A 21,234-nucleotide genomic window follows, 5' to 3' on the forward strand; every position below is an offset into this window, starting at 1 on the left:
GATGCGTTGGGATCAGGCTTCGGCCTCGTGGTGAGCTCGGCGACGACATTGGTGCAGAGCAGATAGATCACTCGCCGCCTTGCCGCTCATCGTAGGAGCGGGCGCCGAACTCCACACCCTCGAAGGGAGTCGAGAGAAGATAGTCCATGAAACCGTCGTTGGCGAGCGTGGCCCAACGAGTGAGCGTGGACTCCAGCTCGGAGATGTCGGTCTCGGCGAGCTCGGCGTCGAAGTGGACCAACTGGTCGTCGGGCAGGGACTCGCGGATCTCCCGAATGGTCCGCAGGGGATGCCTATCATCCGGGCGAGCAGGAAGCGACATGCCATACATGGCACTCATCGTCACTCCTTCCTCTCGGCTTCGTTCCAGAACAGGGCCGATTGGCACCGACGTCAATCGAGCTGGATCGACTGGTCGCCTGCGTGCAAACACCAGGATCACCTTTGCCGATCGAGCTGCTCATCGGGCCTCACCACGCAGGATCTGCTCGAAGGTGTGCCTGGCGGTCGCGGTCAATGTCCACACGGTTTCGTGGACGGTTCGCTTGTCGCGGTCGGTACGGCGGACGAAAACCTGACCGGCGGCGGCGCGCAACTCGTACGTCGTCGGCCGACATTCGCACGTCCACGAGACGACACGGATGCGCAAAGCCCAGCGGTCTGGTTGGTGCCAGGCCAATATCAGGTGGCCCGGCTGGGGCGGTGCGGCGTGCGGGCCGTGGAAGTCGGAACCTCGCGCGCCATGTCACCACACCCTTCCTTCGAAGATCTCGACGAGGTTCTTGAGTGCGAGGTCGACACGGGCCATGACGAGTTCGCGGATGTGATCACCGCCCGGAGGCAGCCGGTATCCATGCTTCTCAAGCAGGGCATGGATCTCAGCCGCCAAGGGTTCGAATCGTAGATCTGTGGTTGGACCTGCCATGGACTGGACCTCCAGTGTCCGTTTTAGGACCCCACTCCAGCGCTTCCACCGGCGTAGGCCCGGACTTCAAGGATCGAGGGATGTAGGCATCTTAACGAACTAGGCCATGGCTGGCCGTGGCCGGGCCTACCTATCTCGGGATAATCCTGGCCGCCTAACCTTCCCATCGTGAGAATCGATCCCCATGGGCTGCGTGCGCCCTACCTCCAACTGGCGGACGCACTTCGTGCCCGCATCGAGGCCGGCGAGATTCCGCCTGGACGCAAGGTGCCGTCTCAGACGGAGTTGGAAGAGGAATCTGGCCTGTCCCGGAACACCGTGAAGAAGGCACTCGACGTGCTGAAGAACGAGGGCCTTCTGATCACCGCACCCGGTCGCGGACTGTTCGTCACCGAACGCGACGACGCCCAACAGGCCTGACGTCGAAGGCAGGGTGCCGAGCCGGCTCTGGTCGCGGAGATCGACGCGCTCGGCTGACAGAAATACCGTTTTGTTCGGCGGCATGACGTCGGGAATGGCGGCGTGGCAAAGTGAATCGGAACGAATTTGAGACTTCGGTGGCACGGCTTGCGTACCACTTCGGTGGGAGGTCTTCATGACTACTCGTGCCGAGTTGATGAACGCGCTGCGCCGTGCGCAGGAATTGTCTGACCAGCACTGGCACGTACTGAACCAGCCGCTGTCGCAAATGTCGAGCGGGCGGACGTGGACGGGGCCGGTCGCCGATAGATTCGGCGGTGACCTGGCGCAGCAGCGTGCGGAGTTGTGGCGCGGACTTCGCGGGGTCATCGACCATCTCCACGAAACGATCTCCGACCAGACCGTGATGGGGCCGAGAGACGAATGACTTTCTCCTCAATCGACCCCAGAGAAATGCACCAGCTCGGCTCCGGCGTGCAGAATGCGGGAAAAGGCCTGGCCGAATGCGCGGCGCAGCTCCGGGCGATTCTGAACGAGGTCGAGCTCACCCACCCGGGAGTGGCGGCGATCGCCCGGATCGGGCAGTGGCTGACCGAGCAGGCCCCCGACCTCTACCGGCGGCGCGATCTCGCGTACGAGGCCGAGAAAGTCGACGTGGACGTGTTCGGCAACCCGCTCGCCGGTGCGGTCGTCCCTGCCGGGATGGCGCAGATCGACGAGTCGAGGATAATCCCGGCCAGGGTACGTGCCGAGGCGGCACAGGCGGCCCCGCTGTTCGCAGCCGCCGCGCGCGGGGACGCGGGCGCGCTGGAAAAGCTCGCCGCCTTCAAGGGGCGACTGTCCGACCCGCAGTTCGCCACCGCCCTCATCGAACAACTCGGCCCGCAGGGTCTCTTGGCGCTACCCGCCACCATGGGAACACGGGTACGCAAGGCGCTCGACGCCGATCGCGATTCGGCGGCGGCCATCCGGCGGCAGAATCGCGACGTGCTGTCCATGCTGAGCAAGGCCCTCGCCGCAGCCACCGACCCGACAAAGAACGCGCATCTCAACCGGAAGTTCATCGAGGAGTTCAAGCGGCAGGGGCGCACGGAGATCGCGGCTCCTGACATGGGCGGGCTGACGAACCCCGGATATTGGTCACTCGGCCAGATCCTCGCGGCGGCGCCGAAAGAGGCGTACAGCGAGTGGTTCATGAGGACCATCGGCCAGGACATGATCCGGTGGGACCGCGACTACCTGAAAGAGCATCGCACGCGGTTCCTGCCGAAGGACACCGACGTCTACAACCTGCCCGCGCCCATCGACACGCGGCCGTTCCAGGATTCCGACGTCATCGGCGCCGCCGATCCGATCGCCGCGTTGATGACCGTTGCGAGCACGTCGCGAGAGCGCGCGCAGGCGCTGCTCGACAACAAGGACTTGCTGAAGTATCTGATGAGCGACCGCCGGCCGCAGTGGGAGATGGGCGATCGCGGCGAATCGCTGGGGGAGGCCATGGAGGCGGCGATGAAGGGCGCCGACGCCGACTCCAAGCGGCTGGCGGTCATGGCCACGCAAATACTCGCCGACGAGGTCCAGCCGCATGTGTCATTCAACGACGCCGGAGAGCTCGAGATCCAGAACCCGTCGGAGCTTGATCGCCTCTCCGGCATCCGCGACAACATGGGCCGCATCCTCGCGGAGCACACCGGTGACATCGTCAGCTCGTACTACAAGAACTACGCGCGGGCGAAGGACGGGGAGTTTACGGGCATCGTCGATGGGCGGCCGATCGCCGAATTCAGCCCGCCGGACATCGATCTTGTCCTGCTCGATGTGGCCGCCGATGAGAAGGGGTATCAGGCCCTGCTCTTCGGGCAGATCGCACACATGCGGGGCAGGATCGACCAGGCGATCGCGGCGCACGACAACACTTTTCTGCAAAACGTGATCACGAATGACTCCAAGGCGCTGGGGCACCTGCTCGAGGCACGCAAGTTGGCCCTGGTCGGCCGAGGCAAGGAGGCCGACGCCACAGACGCGGCCTTCCGGAAAATGGTCGAGGAGGGCATCGGCCTCGTCCCCATTCCCTTCGCCGGACAGGTGGGCAAAGTGGGACTCAAGGCGGCCGACACCATCTACGAGAACTTCGTCAAGGACGGCTACGCGAAGGCCGGAAACTGGCTGGTGGAACAGGCCGGACACGGCGGCGGGAAGACGGCCAAGGGTTTCGGTGCGGCTGCGTCTGACCAGAAGGCCGCCGAGCAGATGGTGAAACAGATGCTCGAGTCATCCTCTGTCGCCCACGGGTACTACGACCGTGGCGGCCTGAAAGAGCAACCTTTCGTGGAGAACGACCCGCCACAGGTCAAAGCTCCGCACCGGATGACCAGATACGAGTACGACAACTTCGTGAGCTGGCTGGACCGTCATTCCAGAGTGCCCGACAACTTCGGGAGTGCCCAAACGAAAGCCAAAACGGGGGCGGACGAATTCAAGATCAACATCGGTGGCCCTGAACAGAAGGCAGGGGACGATGACTAGGCGGCAGGCAGTGTGGCTCTGTCTGGCCGTCATGGTCCTGCCGACTGTCTCGTGCACGGCGAACAAATCAGTCGGCCCAACTCCTATACCCTCGCCTGCGCGGCCCGACGTCGCTGACCGCCCTCCCTATCTGTGTAATTTCATCCCACAGGCCGCAGTGGCCGAGTTGACCGGTTACACCGGCCAATACACGACTGGCCCCAGCAAGCGCTCCATTGCGGATAGCTGCGCGCTTATGAACGACGTGCAGAGCATCCTCCTCACAAGTTACGAGCGCTCAACCGAGCAGGAAGTCATCGAGAAGTGGATGCGGAGCGGGGAGGTGAACAGCCAAGTCAAGCTCCCGCGGGAACTGGGCATAGGATCAATGGACAACTACGAGGTCCGGGGCTATCCGTTTCGTGCGGCTGGCGCCTTGTTCCATTGCGGGAACGAGAAGTCGCTCATCACCATCTACGTTAAGAAAAATCCAGCTCGGGACCAGGACCACGACCTCGTCCAGCTCATGCAGATCGCTCAGCGCCGGTTCGCCGAGATGTTCAAGTGCAAGCTTGGCGCCCTGCCATCCGGTTAACACATCGCCGACGCCGACCGATTGACCACATATGAGGAAGGAAAGGGCCCGATGCTGACTGACTGGGGTCGCGGCTCTCCCTGGGCCGCTCATCCACCTGACATCGCCATCACCGTGTCGCCCGCCGTCGGGCCGGCTCCATGACCGTCTTGGCGGGCCTGCCGACGCCCACCCTGCCGTCTGGATCAGCTTCGCTTGGCCGCACCGGTCCAGGTGGGGCCGCCGACCTTCCGATGACGTTCGCACTCTCGTGGTGAGGCGTGGTTCGATGCACCCGGCGGGCGGTGGAAGCTGCCTCACCACATCAGCAAGAGCACTTTCTGCGGTTCCGCGTTCGACGAGCCCACCGAGTTCATCCCACAGACTTTTCAGTCGCCGAACGATCCGAGTCGATCACAGACTTCGAACATCTCCCTGTGCCGCCATAGGCCCAGCCTACCCGGCGCGCCCCGAACCTCGGCTCCTCAGGTCGTCGGCATCGGACGACAGCGTGATCGTGCACTGGCGTAATACTTCCCCCGGCTTCCGCCGACGAGCATGTTCCGCGTATAGCATTTCCAATGCCATAATGGTTCCATGGCTGACGACGTTGACTTTTTCCCTGGTGATGGCCCCGCCAGCGGCATCTCCGTCACCCTCACCGCCGGCACTCTGCAAGCGATCCGCGAGCGGGTCGGCAAGCGGGGCGTGTCCGCATACCTGGAGAGGGCTGCTCAGCGTCAAATCGAGCGAGACAATCTGGACGAGCTGATCGCCGACTTCGAGGAGGTTCACGGCCCTGCCGATCCTGCGGCCGTGGCGGCCAAGCGGGCCCGACTCACCGGCGATGCCCCCGGGGCAGGGGCCGCCGCGTGAGCGGTGCCCTGGTCCTGGACAGCGAGGGCTTGGCGAAGGCCGTGCAGCGGGATCGGGAGGTGCATGAGTGGCTGGCGGCGGCCCGGGACGCGGACCTTCCGGTTGTGACCTCGGCGGCAGTGCTGGTCGAGGTGATTCACCCAAAGATCAACGACGTCGCGTTGAAGTGGACACTGTCGCGCCTTCGCGTGGAGCCTGTCACGCAGGCCGTCGCCCAGTCCGCCGCCACTCTGCTGCGGAGCGCGGGGTTGCACGGTCACAAGTACGCCATCGATGCCATGCTGTGCGCGACTGCCCTCCAGCATCCGGGCCAGGTGACGATCCTGACCTCCGACGCCGAGGACATCCGCCTGCTCATGGCCGATCATCCGCGAGTAGTAGCCGAGAAGGTCTGAAGCCTCGCTGGTTATGCCCAGCGACGGTACGAATGCCATATACGGCCTCGATCGCCTAGCCTGTTTTCGTGGATGATGTCCTGGCGGGCCAGGGTTGCGCTTGGGTGTTCGAGGCGGATGCGCTGCGGATACGGCCCGAAGGCGCCAAGGTCCCCAAACTCGTTTCCGAGCTTGGTGAACGTGTCATCCCCCATGCGGCGATCGCCGAGGTGACGGTGGCGGCCGGTAAGAGGGGCACCGTGGTGCTGCGCGTGGTGCCCAGGCGGGGTGCCGATCCGGTCATGACCGCGGCGGCCGGGCAGCTCCAGGAGGCGGCCGATCCCTACCGGCTCGTGCTGCCCTCCGGGCGGGAGACGCTCGCCGACTATTACGCGGATGAGTTGCGGGCGGCCATCGGCGAGTCCGGGCCGGTGACGCGGTTCATGGTGGAGGCGCCTTCGGTGCCCCGTTCGTTCAAGGGGTGGGACGGGGCGGCGACGTTCGACGGTGAGGCCATCACGTTCACGTGGTTCTGGTCGGGGGCGTCGACCGCCAAATACTCCGCGGGTGACCAGCGGTTCTCGGTCTCGGATCTGGAGAGCGTCGAGTGGCACGCGCCGGAGGGGGCGAGCGGCTGTCTGCGGTTGAGGGTTCGCGGGGGGCGGCCGGATCCCGATCCGAACAAGGATCCGGCCTCTGTCGTCTTCGGGCTCGGTTGGGGGGCGACGCACAAGTCCCTGCCCTTCGCGGCCGCCGTTCTCGCGTCGATTCCGGTCCCGGCGGCCCCGGAGGTGCGCCCGGCGCCGTCAGGTGCCGAGGTGGCCGAGCTGATCGCCAAGCTGGGCGACCTGCGGGACGCCGGGCTGCTCTCCGAGGAGGAGTTCCAGGCGAAGAAGGCTGAGCTGTTGTCCCGCATGTGAGTCCGGGTGAGGACGGGCCCGCATGTGAGTCCGGGTGAGGACGGGCCCGCATGTGAGTCCGGGTGCGGCCCGGAACCCATGTGAGCCCGGGTGAGGACGGGTGGGGACGCGCGGGGGCGGGTGGGGGCGGGCGATGGGTCAGAGGGTGGTCAGGCGGATGGTCGAGCCGCCGTGGCCGAGCTTCAGTGACACCTGTCCCGCTGGGGCGTCGGAGTCGATCTCCGGGTAGTCGTCGCTGGACACCGTGACGCTGATGCTGTGCCCGGCCGCGACGCGGTAGTGCGTGGGCCAGGTGCGGATGTCCAGGTCGTATGTCTTGCCGGGGCGTACCGGGACCGCGCGCTCGTGGCCGGAGCGGTGGCTCGCCTTCAGCCAGCCCTGGGTGATGCGGGTGGACGTGCCGTCGGGGGCGACGTCCTGCACCACGACCGCGAGGTTGCCGCCGGCCGCCGTGAACGAGGCCCGTACCTTGGCTTGGACCTCCCCCGCAAGAACCAGGTCGCGCTGGAGCGGCCCGGTCGCGAACGACAGCCGCTGACCCGGCCCGCCCGCGACCGGCTCGGTGTTGACCTCGAAGGTGCGGGTGGCGGGCCTGCCGGGGTCGGGGGCCAGGGTGCTGTCCGCCCCGAGGCCGAGCTTCACCGGCCGCGCTCCGACAGGGGGCCAGCTGTCGAACTGCTGCCAGCCCGTGCCCGGCACCTCATAGGAGGTCACCCTGGCGGCGGGTAGCGGGGTGCCGGGGCGGCGGGCCAGCCAGCGGTCCCACCAGGCGAGATAGGCGCCGTTGCCGATGTCGGCGGGCTGCCCGGCCGGCCAGCCGTGCACCCAGGGGCCGGACACCAGCCAGACGTTGCGCTCGCGCGCCTGGAGGTTCTCCACCATGCCCTGGCGGTAGCGGTCGTACCAGCCGGCGATCTCCAGGACGGGGACGTCGAGGTTCTTCCAGCGGGACTTGACGCTGCGTTCGCGCCAGAAGTCGTCGTAGAGGGGGTGCTGGGCGTACGTGACGAGGGTGTCGGGGGCTACGGAGCGCTGCCAGTCGCGGATCCTGGCCGAGTAGATGCCGCCCCGGTAGATGGTGTTCTCGTACCAGTCGCTGATGCCGTCCACGGGGATGATGGCGGCCAGGTGGGGTGGCTTGTTGACGGCGACGAGCAGGGACGAGTGCCCGCCGTAGCTGACGCCCGTCTGCCCGATCCGGCCCGTCGACCAGGGCTGGGCTGCCAGCCACTCGATGAGGTCGTAGTTGTCGCGCTGCTCCTGGCCGCTGAAGGGGTCGAGGTAACCGGGCGAGTCGCCTGAGCCCCGGACGTTGCACATGGCTGCGACGTAGCCCCGGGTGACGAAGTAGGCGGCGGCCTGGCCCTGGGGGCCTAGCTGGTTGTAGGCGTTGTAGTCGTAGACGATGCCGGGAAGCGGCCGGGGGCGGGGGTGCCGTCGGCGGTGGCGGGACGGTGCAGGTCGCAGGCCAGGTGGCTGCCGTCGCGCAGGGGTACGGTGACGCGTTCCCGGTGGACGCCGTACTCGGCGGGGCGGTCGTAGGCGAAGAACGGGTCGGGAGGGAGGGACCGGTCGGGAGGGAGGGACGTGGCGGCGGTCGCGGCCTCCGGGGCCGGTTCGGCTGCTGCGGGGAGGGTGGGGGCGCAGGTCAGGCCCAGGGCGGCGGCGGACATTGCGGCCATGATCTTGAGGGGTTTCATCTTCGGTCCTCTGAGGCGGCGGGCGAGAGGGCTGAGGCGGGGTCGGAGGCGGGGGCTGGGGCTGGGGCTGGGGCAAGGGCCGGAGCGGGGGCTGGGGCTGGGGCCGGAGCGGGGGCTGGGGCAAGGGATTGCGGGGCAGTGGAGGGGAGACGGGGGAAGAGCGAGGGGGTGGGTTAGAGGGGGTGGGAGGACGGAGGGGGGCCGAGGGGGGTGCCGCCGGGGCCGGTGGTGAAGGTGAGCCAGGGCTGCGGCGGCCGGAGGCGGCCCGTGGCCGGGTCCGTCTGGCCGACTCCGGGGCGGGAGTAGTCGCACACGCCCGCGGGGAAGGCCGAGCGCAGCCGCGCCCACTGCTCCCCCGTGAACGCGACGCCGTCGTAGTCCCCCCGCCGCAGCGGCTTGAGGCGGCATTTCAGCAGGTCGCTGGTCGGGCCCTCGCCGGCCGCGACCCGGGTGTCGGCCTTGTGCGGGTACGCCTGGTCGCAGGCGGCCTGGTCGGTGACCTTGGCGCCGGAGATCCAGCAGGCGTCCACGGCCTCGGTGGGCCGGTGGCGTACGACCTTGGCGGGCAGCGGGATCGGCCGGCGGTCGGCCTCGACGGCGGCGAGCCAGCGGTCCATGACGTCCAGGGGCGAGCCGTCGCTGCCGTTCGTCCAGAGCACCTGGTTGCGGTGGTGGCCGTTGGCCCGGTCGAGCCGGTTGCGGAGCACGAGGCTGCGCCAGGGGTAGTGGTAGTCGTTGTTGTCGGTGCCGCGGACCACGAGGATCGGCACCTGGGCCAGCCCCCGGCCGAAGACGACGCGTCCGGTGCGGTGCGCGATCTCGACGGCCGCGGCGTCGGCCTCGCTCCGCGACGGGGTCCAGGTCATGTCGATGTCGAACCCGCCGACCCGCTGGTTGAGGTCGACGAACTGTTCGGGCTGATGCGGCCGTCGCGCAGCGCGGTCAGGCCGTACTGGACGCCGACGTTGTCCCACGGCCGCCGGGCGCACGGCACCCCGGCGCACCCCTGCGGACGAGCGCCGTAAATGGAGATCATGAAGTCCTGGAGGGTGCAGCGGACGCCGCCGGGGTTGCGTGCCGGGTCGTAGCTCGCCTCGCCCGCGCAGGACGTGCCGTCGTCGGGCTTCATGTAGTCGGGGGCGCGGCCCGCGGAGGTGGCGCAGACGCCGGTGCCGCCGTGCCCGAAGACGGCGGTCCTGCCGTCGGGGTCGCTCCACAGCGGCGAGGCGTCGATGGCGCGGACCAGCGCGGCGCAGTCGCCGAACTCGCGGTAGGCCCCGACGATCTGGTCCGGCCAGTCCTGGGTCGGCAGGAGGCCGTCCAGCAGGCCCGGGTAGGCGTCGGCGACGAGGTACTGCTGGAGCGCCCCGCCCGAGCCGCCGCGGCCGATGGTGTAGCGGACCTCGCCGTACGTCTCGACGACGTGCTCCTTGACCATCATGACGGTCTCGGCGGAGGTGACGTCGTTGCTGTGCAGGGAGTTGTCGGTCATCGTGGACGACGCCACCGCGAACCCCTTGACGGCCGCCTCCTGCGCCTCCGGCATGCTCAGCCCGCGGGAGACGCCCTGCCGGTACTGCTGGCCCGTGCCCGCCCCGAACACCCACACCAGCTTGTGGTTCCAGTTTGCCGGCACGAGCACGTCGTAGATCCCGCGGTTGACGGTGCCGCGTTCGAGGGTGGCCTTGACGCCGTTGCCGAGGGTGATCTCGTTGCGGACCGGGGCGGCGTCGCACCGGTCGTTCAGCGCGGGGCCGAGGCCGTTCTCGGCGGTCTGGCACTGCCACGGCCGCACCTGCGGGCCCGAGAACACCGGGCCGCCCGGCGGGTGGTCGGTGATGGTCAGCCGCTCGGCCCGTCCTCGCGGCGGCCGGACGATCAGGACGTTCGCGCCGGGCGAGAGGCCGTCGACCAGCCCGGTCAGCGTGCCGTCCGGCCCGGGCGCGAAGCGGGAGGTGACGTCGGCGCCGTTGAGCTCGACCCGTACCCGTGCGGAGCCGGTGACCCTGACCAGCGCGTCACCTCCCGAGACCAGGTCGGCCCGGTTCGAGAGCACGTGGATGTCGAGATCCGGCTGCGGCGGGGACAGCGGCAGCGCCACCAGCGCCGGTATGAGGGCAAGCTCGCGCCAGGTCATGTCACTCTCCGGGGGGGTCAGAGGGAGAACGCGCCCGTGAGCAGCGCGACCACGGTCATCACGAGGGTGGTGGCGAAGGCCCACTTGAAGATGAAGCGCTGGTGCTCGCCCAGTTGCACGCCGCTCATCCCGACCAGGATGAACGTGGACGCGGTGAGCGGGCTCAGCGGGAACCCGGTGGTCATCTGGCCGAGGATGGCCGCCCTGGCCACCTCGGCCGGAGCGCCGCCGAAGCCGCTGACGGTCTCGGCGAGCACGGGCAGGACGCCGAAGTAGTAGGCGTCGGGGGTGAAGACCAGGCTGAGCGGCATGCCGGTGAGGGCCACCAGCACGGGCAGGTGCCCGCCGAGGGAGTCGGGGATGACGCTCACGAACGCCGACGCCATGCTGCTGATCATCTTGGTGCCGGTGAGGACGCCGGTGAACACGCCGGCCGCGAAGATCATCGTGGTGACCAGGACGACGCTCTTGCCGTGCTTCTCCAGGAGCTCCTGCTGGCGTTCCCAGGTCGGGTGGTTGACCAGCAGCGCGATCGCGAACCCGACCACGAACAGCACCGGCAGCGGCATCACCTGCAGCACGAGCCCGACCAGCAGGGCGACCGTGAGGACCAGGTTGAAGGCGGTCAGAGCCGGGTGGACGGGCGCCCGCTGGGTGCCGGGGCCCTCGCCGACCAGCCGCTCTTCAGCCATCTCGGGGGTGGGGATCGTGCCGAGGCGGCGGCGCTCCTTGAGCCCGATCAGGTACGACGCCACCAGCACCCACGCGATGCCCGCCGCCATCGCGGGCAGGACAGGCGTGAACACCTGGGAGCTGTCCAGCTTCAGCGCCGCCATCGCGCGGGCGGTGGGCCCGCCCCAGGGGATGAGGTTCATGACTCCGGCGCCCAGGCAGACGACGCCCGACAGGACGAGCGGGCTCATGCCGAGCCGCCGGTAGACCGGCAGCAGCGCCGAGACCGTGATGAGGAATGTCGAGGCGCCGTCGCCGTCGAGGGCCACGCACATGGTCAGTACGGCGGTGCCGACGGCGATGCGGAGCGGATCGCCCTTGGCCACGCGCAGGATGCCGCGGATGAGCGGATCGAAGAGACCGGCGTCGATCATCAGGCTGAAGTACAGGACCGCGAACGCGATCATGATGCCGGTCGGCGCGACCTTGGTCAGCCCGTCGAGGACCATCTTCCCCAGCTCGCCGCCGAAGCCCCCGGCCAGCGCCGCCAGGACCGGGATCAGCACCAGCGCGATCAGGACCGACACGCGTTTGGTCATGGTGAGCAGCAGGAACAGAACGATCGTGGTGAATCCCAGGGCCGCTAGCATCGGTGTTCGCCTTCTTCCTCGCCCGGCTCGCGGGGGGTGACGTGCCGGAGTGTTACGGAAGAGTTTCCGAGCGAGGAAATCTCAGGTCCAGCATCAAAGCAACATTTATCCATGCGTTCTGCGCAAAAGTTCGGGTCTATGCTCACGCCATGGAGGCGAACCTGCGGCTGCTGGCCGCGTACGCCGCCGTGGCCAGAGCGGCGAGCTTCACGGCGGCGGCGGCCGAGATGCACGTGTCGCAGTCGTCGCTCAGCCGCGCGGTGGCCGAGCTGGAACGGCTGCTCGGCGCGCAGTTGCTGGAGCGCGACACCCGCAACGTGCAGCTGACGGCGGCCGGGGTGGAGACGCTGCGGGTCGCCGAGCAGATCGTGTCCGCGCACCGGTCGGGCATGAAGGAGCTGGAGCGCTACCTGCTCGGCGAGTCGGGCGTGGTGGCCGTGGCCACGCTGCCGTCGGTGGCCGCGGTGCTGCTGCCCCGGGTGATCTCCGAGTTCCGGCTGCGGCGGCCGATGGCCGGGTTGCGGATCATGGACGGCCTGGAGCAGGTGGTGCTCGGCCGAGTGCTCTCGGGGGACGCCGACTTCGCGATCTCCACCGTCGGCGCCGCCCCCGAGCAGCTCGAACACCGCCCGCTGATCAAGGACCGCTTCCACGCCGTGCTGCCCGAGGACCACCCGCTCACCGAGCTCCCGGAGATCACCTGGGAGGAGCTGGCCCGGGAGCCGTTCCTCGCGATCGGGCCGGAGTCGAGCGTGCGGCGGCTCACGGACGCGGCGTTCGCGCAGGCCGGGGCGGCCCCGACGCTGGCGGCCGAGGCGGGGAGCGTGGCGACGGTGGGCGGGCTGGTGACGGCCGGGCTGGGGGTCTCGGCGATGCCCGCGCTGGTGCTGCCGCTGATGGGGGCGGGGCGGCTGGTCTACCGTCCGCTCGCCGAACCCGTCGTGGACCGCCGGCTGGACGTCGTGGTCCGGGCCCGCCGCACGCTGCCGGTGGCGACGAGCGCGTTCCTGGACCTGCTGGACGGGTTCCGCCGCGAGCTGCGGGACCTGCCCGCGGGCGTCTCCTGGAACCGCGACTGAGGCCACCCCGGGATTCATGCGCAAAGCGCATTGAATGATGGGTTTCTTGTGCTGGACACGCATTTCACCGCCTCGGCAGGATGAAACGGATCGGGAGGCGAAGGAGCGCGGGTGACAGGCACGGGTCAGGAAACGGGCGGAAGCGGCCAGGGGCAGCTGCGCGGGCTGAAGGTGGTGGAGTTCGCGCACGTGGTGGCCGGGCCGATGGCCGGCTCCATGCTCGCCGACCAGGGTGCGGACGTGGTGCACGTGGAGGCCCCCGGCGCCGGCGACGCCGCCCGCGCGATGGGCCCGGTACGGGACGGCGTGCCCCTGTGGTTCAAGGTCGCCGGTCGCAACAAGCGTTCGGTCACCCTCGACCTGCACCACGCCGCCGGACGCGAGATCGCCCACCGGCTGGTCGCCTGGGCGGACGTCGTGATCGTCACCCTGCGGGCCGGGCGGCTGCGCGACTGGGAGCTGGACTGGGAGGCCGTGCACCGGCTCAACCCGAAGGCGATCCTGCTGCAGATCTCGGGGTTCGGGGCGACGTCCTCGCGGGCGAACGAGCCGGGCTTCGGCAAGATGGGCGAGGCCAGGAGCGGGGTGGTGAACCTGACCGGGTTCCCCGACGGGCCGCCCGTGCACACGGGGTTCTCGCACGGGGACGCGGTCACCGGGCTGATGGGCGCGTACGCCGTGCTCGCCGCCCTCCACCGCCGCGCGGGCGACCCCGGCTTCGACGGCGAGTGGATCGACCTGGCCCTCTTCGAGCCCCTCTACCGGCTGATCGAGTGGCAGATCATCGCCTACGACCAGCTCGGCGTCGTACCCGAACGGGCGGGCAACCAGCTCGCCGTCGCGCCCGCCGCGGTGATCAACACCTACCGCTCGGGTGACGGCGAGTGGATCACCGTGACGTCCGCGACCCTCCGCTCGGTACGCAACGTGGCCCGCCTCCTCGGCCTGCCCGACGAGGACTTCGCCACGTCCGCGCAGCAGCACGAGGGCCGGGAGACCCTGGACAAGGGCCTGCGGGAGTGGGTGGCCGCGCGGACCACGGACGAGTGCCTGGCGGAGTTCGCCCGGGCGGAGGTGGTGGCCTCGCGGGTGTTCACCGCCGCCGACATCGCCGCCGACCCGGTCTACGCCGAGCGCGGCGACATCATCACCATCGACGACGCCGACCTCGGCCCCGTGCGCATGCAGGGCGTGATCCCCCACTTCCACCGGCAGCCAGGGAAGGTCTGGCGCACCGGCCCCGCGCTCGGGCAGGACAACCACCTCGTCTACCACGAGTGGCTGGGGCTCGCCGAGGAGGAGCTGGCGGAGCTGGAGCAGCACGGTGTCATCTGAGCGTCCCCTGCTCCGTTCGCTGCTCTTCGTCCCGGGCACCAGGACGGAGTGGCTGGCCAAGGCGGAGGCGGCCGGGGCCGACGCGGTCATCCTCGACCTCGAGGACGCGGTCCCCGCCGACGGCAAGTCGCAGGCCCGCCGCGCGGTGGCCGCGGCGGTGGCCGGATATGCGGGGCATCTGGCCCTGTTCGTCCGCGTCAACCCGCTGGACGGCTGGGCGGGGGCCGAGGAACTACGGGCCGTCGCGCACGAGCGGCTCACCGGGGTCGTGCTGCCCAAGGTGAGCGGCCCGGAGGACGTGCGCCTGGCCGACCGGCTGCTCGCCTGGTGCGAGCGCGAACGCGGCCTGCCTCGGGGGCACATCGCCCTGGTGCCGCTGCTGGAGACGGCCTCCGCGCTGCGGGCGGCGTACGACATAGCCATGGCGGCCCCGTCCCGGATCGCCTACCTCGGCGCCGTCACCGCGCCGGGCGGCGACGTCGCCCGCGCCGTCGGCTACCGCTGGACCCCGGAGAGCACGCTCGGCCTGCGCTCCCGCGTGCTCCTCGACGTGCGCGCCGCCGGGATCCCCAACCCGGTCGCCGGCCTGTGGACGAGCATCGGCGACCTGGACGGGCTGCGCTCCTTCGCCGAGCAGAACCGCTCGCTCGGCTACGAAGGCATGATGGCCATCCATCCCTCCCACGTCCCCGTCATCAACGCTGCTTTCTCCCCCTCCCCCGACGAGCTGGCCCGCTACGCCCGGCTGATCGCGACGGTGGAGGCGGCCCAGGCCGGCGGGTCGGGCGCGGTGACGTTCGAGGGCGAGATGGTGGACGAGGCCATGGCCGCCACGGCACGGGCCGTCCTGGACCGATACGGCCCATAAACCGGTTGCGGGCGTCGCGAGACTGGACGGCATGGAACGAACGCTGATCAGCTCCATCGCCCACCGTGACCATCCGATCGCCGCTCCCATCACGCCCGGCAACCTCGACCGCCTGCTGCTCCGGGCCGCGCTGCCGGAGGGGGCCCGCGTCCTCGACCTGGGATGCGGCGAGGGCGAATGGTCGCTCCGCGCGCTCGAACTCGTCCCCTCGGCCACGGCCGACGGCGTGGACCTCTCCGCGGAGGCCGTGTCCTCGGCGGGGCGGGCGGCGGCCGCGCGTGGCCTGTCCGACCGGCTGAGGCTGCACGAGATGTCCGCGGCCGAGTTCTCCTCGGAGCAGCCGTACGACCTGGTGCTCTGTGTGGGCTCGACCCACGCGTTCCAGGGGTTGAAGGGCACGATGGACGCGGTCGCCAGGTTCGTCCGGCCGGGCGGGCTGGCGCTGATCGGGGAGGGCTTCTGGGAGCGGACCCCTGCTCCCGAGGTCGTGGAGGCCATCGGCGCGTACCCCGACCTGGCGGGCACGGTGGCCGCCGCCGAGTCCGAGGGCTGGCTCGCGGTCTACGGCCACGTGAGCACCCTCGCCGAGTGGGACGAGTACGAATGGTCGTGGACCGGCACCCTGGCCCGATGGGCCGCCGCCAACCCGGGCCCCGACGGCGACCAGGCCCTCGCCGTCGCGCGGGAGCACCGCGAGCTGTGGCTCAACGGCTACCGGGAGGCGCTCGGCTTCGTCACCCTCCTGCTCCCGCGGGTCTGAGAGAGCGGCCGGACCTCTCGCCGAGAGGCCCGGCCGGCGGGGACTAGCCGTTGATCAGGGCCACGGCCAGGTCGGGGTCGAACTGCCCGGCCGGCTTGGTGGAGGCGTTGCACACGCCGTCGGAGTCACCGGGCACCTTGACCCAGAAGATGTACTCGGCGCCGCTCAACTGCCTGACCGGCGAGGCGCCGAGCTTGCGCCCGGGCGGGTTGCACCAGTTGTCCTCGGGCGTGCTGTCCGAGTAGGGACCGTTGCCGTTGCGGCTGGTGTCGATCACGTACTTCTTGGCGCCCACGGTGCCCGACAGCTGACCGTTGACCCCGACGGCGTACGTCTCGGAGTCGGTGGTCCAGAAGTAGTTCGACACGTTCACGGAGAAGCCGCGGGTGTTGGCGATGCCCGACTTGACCAGCAGCGGCGCGATGACGTCGGGCGCGAGCCAGGTGGCGTTGGCCGCGTCCAGGTAGACCCACGCGTTGGGGGCCTGGGTCTTCAGCACCTGCGTGGCGTCCAGCAGCATCGCGTACTGGTCCTCGGGGTTCTTGCCGATCTTGGTCACGCACCCGGCGGCGGCGACCGCGTCGGGCTCCAGCACGACGATCGCGTGCCTGGTGCCGATGGCCTTGGCGAACTCGGTGATCCACGCGTGATAGCCGGCCGCGTCGCCCGCGCCGCCGCCCGATTGGTTGGCGCACGCGTCCCGGTTGGGGATGTTGTACGCGACCAGCATCGGCAGCTTGTCCTGGGCCTGCGCCGCGCCGACGTAGGTGTCCACGGCCTGGGTGATGTCACTGAACCAGCCGCCGAACCACTCGAAGATCGGCTTGTTGGCGATGTTCGCGGAGATGGCCGCGGTCTGGCTCGCGTTCGGATTGGCCGTGACCCACTTGGCCGGGTTGGACTGGTTCCACACGAACAGGGCGGTCGGGCGCGTCGTCTGCGTCTCCATCAGCGACACGTTGTCGAACCGGATCACGGGCGTCCCGCCGGACCCGCCGAGCTGGAACGTCACCTCTGCCGCCGTGTCCGTGGCGCTCGCGGCCGTGAACGGGATGCTGTAGCGCTTGCTCGACGTGGTGAGCTGCACGCCCGTGGCCAGCGACTGGTTGGCGCTGGGCGTGGCCTTGTACTGCACCGTGGCGGTGGCCTTGAAGGCGACGGTGGAGTAGGCGTCGAAGGAGAGGGTGTAGCTCTTGCCCGGGTTCAGGGCGGCGGTGGTGGGGGCGGCCACCATGGCGTCCCAGGGGTTGGCGACGACGGCCTTCACATCCACCCGCAGCCGCTGGGCGTCGAGCGCGACGGTCGTCTGGCCGATCGCGGCCCAGGGGGCGGTGGAGCTGTCGAAGGTGCCGTTCCCGATGAGCTGGGCGGCGGCTGAGGCGGGCTGGGGGACGACGAGAACTGCTGTCAGGACGGCGGCTAAAGCCGCGGTCTTGGCTGCGATGAATCGCACGTGTGCACCTTTCGGCGGGAGTCGCGGTTGATCATTACCGACCCCGTCTGACAAGGTCAAGAGGCGAAGTATGAACGTACGCACCGGCACCGGCGGTGACGGAGCGTACGTGCTACGGCTCCGCTATGATCGGCCGCATGGTTCCTGGCACCTTGTTTCTCTGATCCGCGTCCCTGAGCGGACATCGCAGCGCCTCCGGCGACCCGTCGGCACGGGTCCGGCCGAGCGCTCTGTTCCGCGTTCTTCGACGCGTTGACCGCCGGCTTCCGGCATCCACCGAGAAACGAGTGCATTTCCATGACTTCCCGTTCCCTGTCAGGGCACACGACTGTCCTCAACACCCTCGACCCGGCCGACCCCGTCCTCGACGACCTCGAGCCGCTGCGCGGCGTGGTCGGTGACGCCCAGGTCGTGGCCGTCGGCGAGGGCGCCCATTTCGTCCGCGAGTTCAACCTCGCCCGTGCGCGGCTGCTGCGCTTCCTCCTCGAACGCTGCGGGTTCACCGACGTGGCGTTCGAGCTCGGATCCGCGGACGCCACCGCCGTCAACGCCTGGCTCGCCGGCGAGGGCGACGAGGCCGACCTCCGCCGGCTTGCCGGGCCCCTGACCCGCGGCGTGTTCGGAGAGCTGCTGCTCTGGCTGCGCCACTACAACCGGAGCAGGTCCCAGCCTGTCCGGATCGTGGGGATCGACCTGCCCAACACCCTCACCCTGCGACCGGACCTCGACCCGGTCGCCGAATACCTGCGGCTGGTCGACCCGGACCTCGACGACTTCGTGGCCGGCGTCCTGCGCGCGGCCGACGAGATCACCGGCGGCTCGGCCGCCGTGTCGGCGCCCGCGTGGGGCGCTCTTGACCCGGCGTTCCGGGACTCCCTCACGGCGAGCCTGTCCCGGCTGTCGCTGCGGCTGCGGGCGCTCGAACCGCTCTACGTCTCCCGCGCCGGCCGGCACCGTTACGACACGGCCCGCCGCCACCTGGATGCCGCCTGCCACACCGACTACATGCTCCGGGCGATGAACGACCTGTTCTCCGGCGCGGGCCTGCCGGGCGACACGTCGGCTCGCGACCACTACATGGCCGCGGCCGTGCAGTGGCATCTGGAGAGGGCCGGCAACGGCGCGCGAGTCGTGCTGGTGGCCCACAACAACCACATACAGAAAACCCCCGTCACCTTCGGCGGCCACCTGGCCGGCCTGCCGATGGGCCACTACCTGGCACGCGACCTCGGCCCGCGCTACCGCGCCGTGGCGCTGACCCACACCGCCGGCCAGGTGCCGGAGATGATCGTCCCCGCCGAGGGCTCCCCTGTCGGGTTCACGCTCGACGTCGTCAGCCTCGAGGCCCCGGCTCCCGGGAGCGTGGAAGGGGCCCTCGTCGACGCCGGGCTCGGCGGGGCCGTCACCCTGACCGACCTGCGTACGGGGCCGCCACTGGACCGCATCCGGTCGCAGAGCGCGACCGTGGACACGCCGCTGCACCAGGCCTTCGACGCGGTCGTGTGCGCTCCCACCGCGACGGCGGACTCGTCGACCATGTTTGGAGCATCTTCATGAACATCACCAACGCCGTCGTCACCGGCGCCGCCGGCGGGATCGGCAGGGCGGTGGCCGCCCGGCTCCGCTCGGACGGGGCACGGGTCGTGCTCGCCGACGTCGACGAGACGGCGCTCGGCGAAGCCGCGGCCGAGCTGGGGGCCGAGGCCGTCCGGACCGACGTCTCCGACGCCGCGCAGATGGAGGCGCTGGCCGCCGCCGCCCCGGACGTCGATCTGGTCTGCCTGAACGCGGGCATCGTCGGCCGGGACCTGGGCGCGCCGTGGGAGGTGAGCCCGCAGGACTGGGACCGGGTGTTCGCGGTGAACGTGGGCGGCGTGGTCAACGGACTGCGCGCGTTCGTCCCGCGGCTGCTCGCGTCCGGCCGGCCGGCGCACATCCTGATCACGGCTTCGCTGGCGGGGCTCGTCACGTTCCCGGCCGGTGGCGCGTACGCGGCCTCCAAGCACGCCGTCGTCGCCCTCGCCGAACAGGCGGCGCTGTCGCTGGCCGGCACGCCGGTCGGCGTGACGATGCTGTGCCCGGCCCTGGTGCGCACCGGCATGTCGCCCGACGGCGAGGACCCCGCGGACATCGCGGACCAGGCCCTCGCGGCGGTGCGGGCGGGCGCCTTCACCGTGGTGCCGGACGGCTGGCCGGCCGCGATCACGCGGCGCGCCCACTGGCTGGCGACCGGAGCACCCCCGGAGATGCCGGCCGCCGGGTGATTTTGACCTCCAGGTCCAGAAACTGTTAGCGTCGTTGCCATGGGGAGGCCGAAGCAGTTCGATCCGGACGTGGCCGTCGGGCACGCCATGGACGTGTTCTGGCGCAAGGGCTACGCGGCCACCACGCCGCAGGACCTGGTGGACGCGCTCGGCATCGGCAAGGGCAGCCTCTACAACACCTTCGGCAGCAAGCACGCGCTGTTCGAGGCGGCGCTGAGCCGCTACCGCGACAGCCAGGCGGCGGCGCTGATCGAGATGCTGGAGGAGCCGGGCCCCGTCAAGGACAGGTTGCGCAGGGCACTGCGCCTCCTGTCCGAGATGGACCTGGCCGACCCCGACCGGCGCGGCTGCATGGCCGTGAACACCGCGGCCGAGCTCGGCCAGGCGGACGAGAGCGCGGCCCGGCTCGTCCAGCGGATGTTCGACCGCACCGAGGACGCCTTCCGCGCGCTGGTCGAGGAGGGCCGGCGTACGGGCGAGATCGCCGCCGACCGGGACGCCCGGGCGGTCGGGAGCCTGCTGCTGAACACCGTCGTCGGCATGCGCCTGCTGGCGCGCGTCGCCGACGGCCCGGACCGCCTCACCAGAGTGGTCGACGCAGTCGTCGACTCCCTCTGACCCCACCCCGTACCGGGATCTATCGCACCCTCATTTTGTACCTTGAGTTCAAGAAAATCGGAGAGATCATGAAGCTCGGACTCGACTCCAAGACCGCCGTCGTCACCGGCGCCAGCCGGGGCATCGGCCTGGCCACCGTGCGGACCCTGATCGACGAGGGGGTACGCGTGGTCGGCGCCGCCCGCACCATCACGCCCGAACTGGAGAAGTCGGGCGCCATAGCGGTGCCGGCCGACCTGAGCACCCCCGGTGGGGTCTCCACCCTCGTCGACACCGCCCTCGCCGAGCTCGGCGGCATCGACCTGCTGGTCAACAACGTGGGCGGCGGGGACGCCGTGGAGCCGGTCGGCTTCCTCGACACCGGCGACGCGGAGTGGGCCGCCATCTTCGACGTCAACCTGCTCAGCGCCGTCCGCGTCACCAGGGCCGCCCTGCCCAGCCTGATCGAGCGGCGCGGCTCGGTGGTGAACGTCTCGTCCATCAACTCCCGGCTCCCGGCCGCCGGCCCCGTCGCCTACAGCGCCGCCAAGGCCGCCCTGACCGCGCTCGGCAAGTCCCTCGCCGAGGAGTTCGGACCGCGGGGCGTCCGCGTCAACACCGTCTCGCCCGGCGTCGTCCGTACCGCACTCTGGGACGACCCGGACGGCTTCGGCGGCAAGATGGCCGCCCTGGCGGGCGCGGACCACGGCGCGTTCCTGGAGGGGATCCCGGCGGCGTTCGGCATCACCACGGGCCGCATCACCGAGCCGCGGGAGGTGGCGGCGCTGATCGCGTTCCTGCTGTCGGAGGTGGCGGGCAACATCACGGGCGCGGACCACATCATCGACGGCGGCACCGTGAAAACCCTCTGACGCCCAGGGCCTCCTTGGGCGGCACGGTGTTGACCCGGCGGGCTCCCGTTACCGTAGGCCCGAACGACGTGGGCCGTGGGCGGACCCGCGTCCCACGCGAGCCGTTGTCGTCTTGGGGCGCACCGCATGCTGGACCGGCCTGCGATCGGCCCCACTAATAGGATGCCTCCTCCTGGGGACGGTCAGGCCGCTCGCAATATTGATGAGGTCGCCTGAGTAGACGGGCCGGCGCCCACTGGGATCCGGGTGCCCG

Annotated in this window: 21 protein-coding genes and 1 pseudogene; 16 read left to right on the plus strand and 6 right to left on the minus strand. The window is 70.0% G+C overall.

Annotated elements, in window-relative coordinates:
• Nucleotides 1-67: 67 nt before the first annotated feature.
• On the minus strand, nt 68-340 hold the full coding sequence (locus ABZX61_RS52005) for a hypothetical protein (protein WP_355207055.1): 273 nt from the start codon (nt 338-340) through the stop codon (nt 68-70).
• Nucleotides 341-532: 192 nt separating this feature from the next.
• On the opposite strand from ABZX61_RS52005, the gene ABZX61_RS52010 reads away from it, so the two are divergent.
• The 8 genes from ABZX61_RS52010 (at nt 533) to ABZX61_RS52045 (ending at nt 6,594) form a co-directional block, all read left to right on the plus strand.
• Nucleotides 533-904 (plus strand): hypothetical protein, encoded by a 372-nt coding sequence (locus tag ABZX61_RS52010; protein WP_355207058.1) that lies wholly within the window; start codon nt 533-535, stop codon nt 902-904.
• Nucleotides 905-1,093: 189 nt separating this feature from the next.
• Nucleotides 1,094-1,345 carry a winged helix-turn-helix domain-containing protein gene (locus ABZX61_RS52015; protein WP_355207061.1) on the plus strand — a complete coding sequence of 84 codons (252 nt, stop codon included), beginning with the start codon at nt 1,094-1,096 and terminating at the stop codon, nt 1,343-1,345.
• A gap of 175 nt (nt 1,346-1,520) precedes the next feature.
• A complete protein-coding gene (locus ABZX61_RS52020; RefSeq protein ID WP_355207063.1) occupies nt 1,521-1,772 on the plus strand; it encodes a hypothetical protein in 252 nt (83 codons plus the stop codon).
• A 26-nt stretch (nt 1,773-1,798) separates the two neighbouring features.
• Nucleotides 1,799-3,871: a hypothetical protein gene (locus tag ABZX61_RS52025; RefSeq protein ID WP_355207066.1), complete on the plus strand. Its 2,073-nt coding sequence runs from the start codon at nt 1,799-1,801 to the stop codon at nt 3,869-3,871.
• 235 nt (nt 3,872-4,106) lie between these two features.
• Entirely contained in the window at nt 4,107-4,445 is a 339-nt protein-coding gene (locus tag ABZX61_RS52030; RefSeq protein ID WP_355207068.1) for a hypothetical protein, read from the plus strand.
• 576 nt (nt 4,446-5,021) lie between these two features.
• On the plus strand, nt 5,022-5,300 hold the full coding sequence (locus tag ABZX61_RS52035; protein ID WP_355207071.1) for a hypothetical protein: 279 nt from the start codon (nt 5,022-5,024) through the stop codon (nt 5,298-5,300).
• Nucleotides 5,297-5,695 carry a PIN domain-containing protein gene (locus ABZX61_RS52040; protein ID WP_355207074.1) on the plus strand — a complete coding sequence of 133 codons (399 nt, stop codon included), beginning with the start codon at nt 5,297-5,299 and terminating at the stop codon, nt 5,693-5,695. Before ABZX61_RS52035 ends, ABZX61_RS52040 begins: the two co-directional genes overlap by 4 nt.
• A 68-nt stretch (nt 5,696-5,763) precedes the next feature.
• A complete protein-coding gene (locus ABZX61_RS52045; protein ID WP_355207077.1) occupies nt 5,764-6,594 on the plus strand; it encodes a DUF4429 domain-containing protein in 831 nt (276 codons plus the stop codon).
• 138 nt (nt 6,595-6,732) lie between these two features.
• On the opposite strand, the gene ABZX61_RS52050 is transcribed toward ABZX61_RS52045, so the two are convergent.
• The 4 genes and pseudogenes from ABZX61_RS52050 to ABZX61_RS52065 all read right to left on the minus strand — a co-directional run bounded on the left by ABZX61_RS52050 (nt 6,733) and on the right by ABZX61_RS52065 (nt 11,753).
• Complete coding sequence (locus ABZX61_RS52050) at nt 6,733-8,061, minus strand: CocE/NonD family hydrolase (protein ID WP_355207357.1); 1,329 nt, start codon at nt 8,059-8,061, stop codon at nt 6,733-6,735.
• On the minus strand, nt 7,968-8,294 hold the full coding sequence (locus ABZX61_RS52055; protein ID WP_355207367.1) for a hypothetical protein: 327 nt from the start codon (nt 8,292-8,294) through the stop codon (nt 7,968-7,970). The genes ABZX61_RS52050 and ABZX61_RS52055 overlap by 94 nt, the downstream gene beginning before the upstream one ends.
• A gap of 173 nt (nt 8,295-8,467) precedes the next feature.
• A pseudogene (locus tag ABZX61_RS52060) lies at nt 8,468-10,431 on the minus strand (DUF6351 family protein).
• A 17-nt stretch (nt 10,432-10,448) separates the two neighbouring features.
• The gene (locus ABZX61_RS52065) at nt 10,449-11,753 is read right to left on the minus strand and encodes a citrate:proton symporter (protein ID WP_355207079.1); all 1,305 of its coding nucleotides are present in this window, start codon (nt 11,751-11,753) and stop codon (nt 10,449-10,451) included.
• 149 nt (nt 11,754-11,902) lie between these two features.
• Between ABZX61_RS52065 and ABZX61_RS52070 the strand changes: the two genes are divergently transcribed.
• The 4 genes from ABZX61_RS52070 (at nt 11,903) to ABZX61_RS52085 (ending at nt 15,795) form a co-directional block, all read left to right on the plus strand.
• Nucleotides 11,903-12,832, plus strand: a complete 930-nt coding sequence (locus ABZX61_RS52070) for a LysR family transcriptional regulator (RefSeq protein ID WP_350730264.1) — start codon at nt 11,903-11,905, stop codon at nt 12,830-12,832.
• A 111-nt stretch (nt 12,833-12,943) separates the two neighbouring features.
• Nucleotides 12,944-14,167, plus strand: a complete 1,224-nt coding sequence (locus ABZX61_RS52075) for a CoA transferase (RefSeq protein ID WP_355207083.1) — start codon at nt 12,944-12,946, stop codon at nt 14,165-14,167.
• On the plus strand, nt 14,157-15,035 hold the full coding sequence (locus ABZX61_RS52080) for a CoA ester lyase (protein WP_355207086.1): 879 nt from the start codon (nt 14,157-14,159) through the stop codon (nt 15,033-15,035). Before ABZX61_RS52075 ends, ABZX61_RS52080 begins: the two co-directional genes overlap by 11 nt.
• 31 nt (nt 15,036-15,066) lie before the next feature.
• The gene (locus ABZX61_RS52085) at nt 15,067-15,795 is read left to right on the plus strand and encodes a class I SAM-dependent methyltransferase (protein WP_355207090.1); all 729 of its coding nucleotides are present in this window, start codon (nt 15,067-15,069) and stop codon (nt 15,793-15,795) included.
• 43 nt (nt 15,796-15,838) lie between these two features.
• Here ABZX61_RS52085 and ABZX61_RS52090 read toward each other — a convergent pair whose 3' ends face one another.
• Nucleotides 15,839-17,248, minus strand: a complete 1,410-nt coding sequence (locus ABZX61_RS52090) for a glycoside hydrolase family 6 protein (RefSeq protein ID WP_355207093.1) — start codon at nt 17,246-17,248, stop codon at nt 15,839-15,841.
• A 297-nt stretch (nt 17,249-17,545) separates the two neighbouring features.
• On the opposite strand from ABZX61_RS52090, the gene ABZX61_RS52095 reads away from it, so the two are divergent.
• The 4 genes from ABZX61_RS52095 to ABZX61_RS52110 all read left to right on the plus strand — a co-directional run bounded on the left by ABZX61_RS52095 (nt 17,546) and on the right by ABZX61_RS52110 (nt 20,981).
• Complete coding sequence (locus ABZX61_RS52095) at nt 17,546-18,805, plus strand: erythromycin esterase family protein (protein WP_355207096.1); 1,260 nt, start codon at nt 17,546-17,548, stop codon at nt 18,803-18,805.
• Nucleotides 18,802-19,512 (plus strand): SDR family NAD(P)-dependent oxidoreductase, encoded by a 711-nt coding sequence (locus ABZX61_RS52100; protein WP_355207099.1) that lies wholly within the window; start codon nt 18,802-18,804, stop codon nt 19,510-19,512. Before ABZX61_RS52095 ends, ABZX61_RS52100 begins: the two co-directional genes overlap by 4 nt.
• 39 nt (nt 19,513-19,551) lie before the next feature.
• Nucleotides 19,552-20,130 (plus strand): TetR/AcrR family transcriptional regulator, encoded by a 579-nt coding sequence (locus ABZX61_RS52105; RefSeq protein WP_355207101.1) that lies wholly within the window; start codon nt 19,552-19,554, stop codon nt 20,128-20,130.
• 68 nt (nt 20,131-20,198) lie between these two features.
• Nucleotides 20,199-20,981: an oxidoreductase gene (locus tag ABZX61_RS52110; RefSeq protein WP_355207104.1), complete on the plus strand. Its 783-nt coding sequence runs from the start codon at nt 20,199-20,201 to the stop codon at nt 20,979-20,981.
• The last annotated feature ends 253 nt before the right edge of the window (nt 20,982-21,234 follow it).

The sequence above is a fragment of the Nonomuraea sp. NPDC003709 genome, assembly GCF_040610775.1.
GTDB lineage: Bacteria > Actinomycetota > Actinomycetes > Streptosporangiales > Streptosporangiaceae > Nonomuraea > Nonomuraea angiospora_A.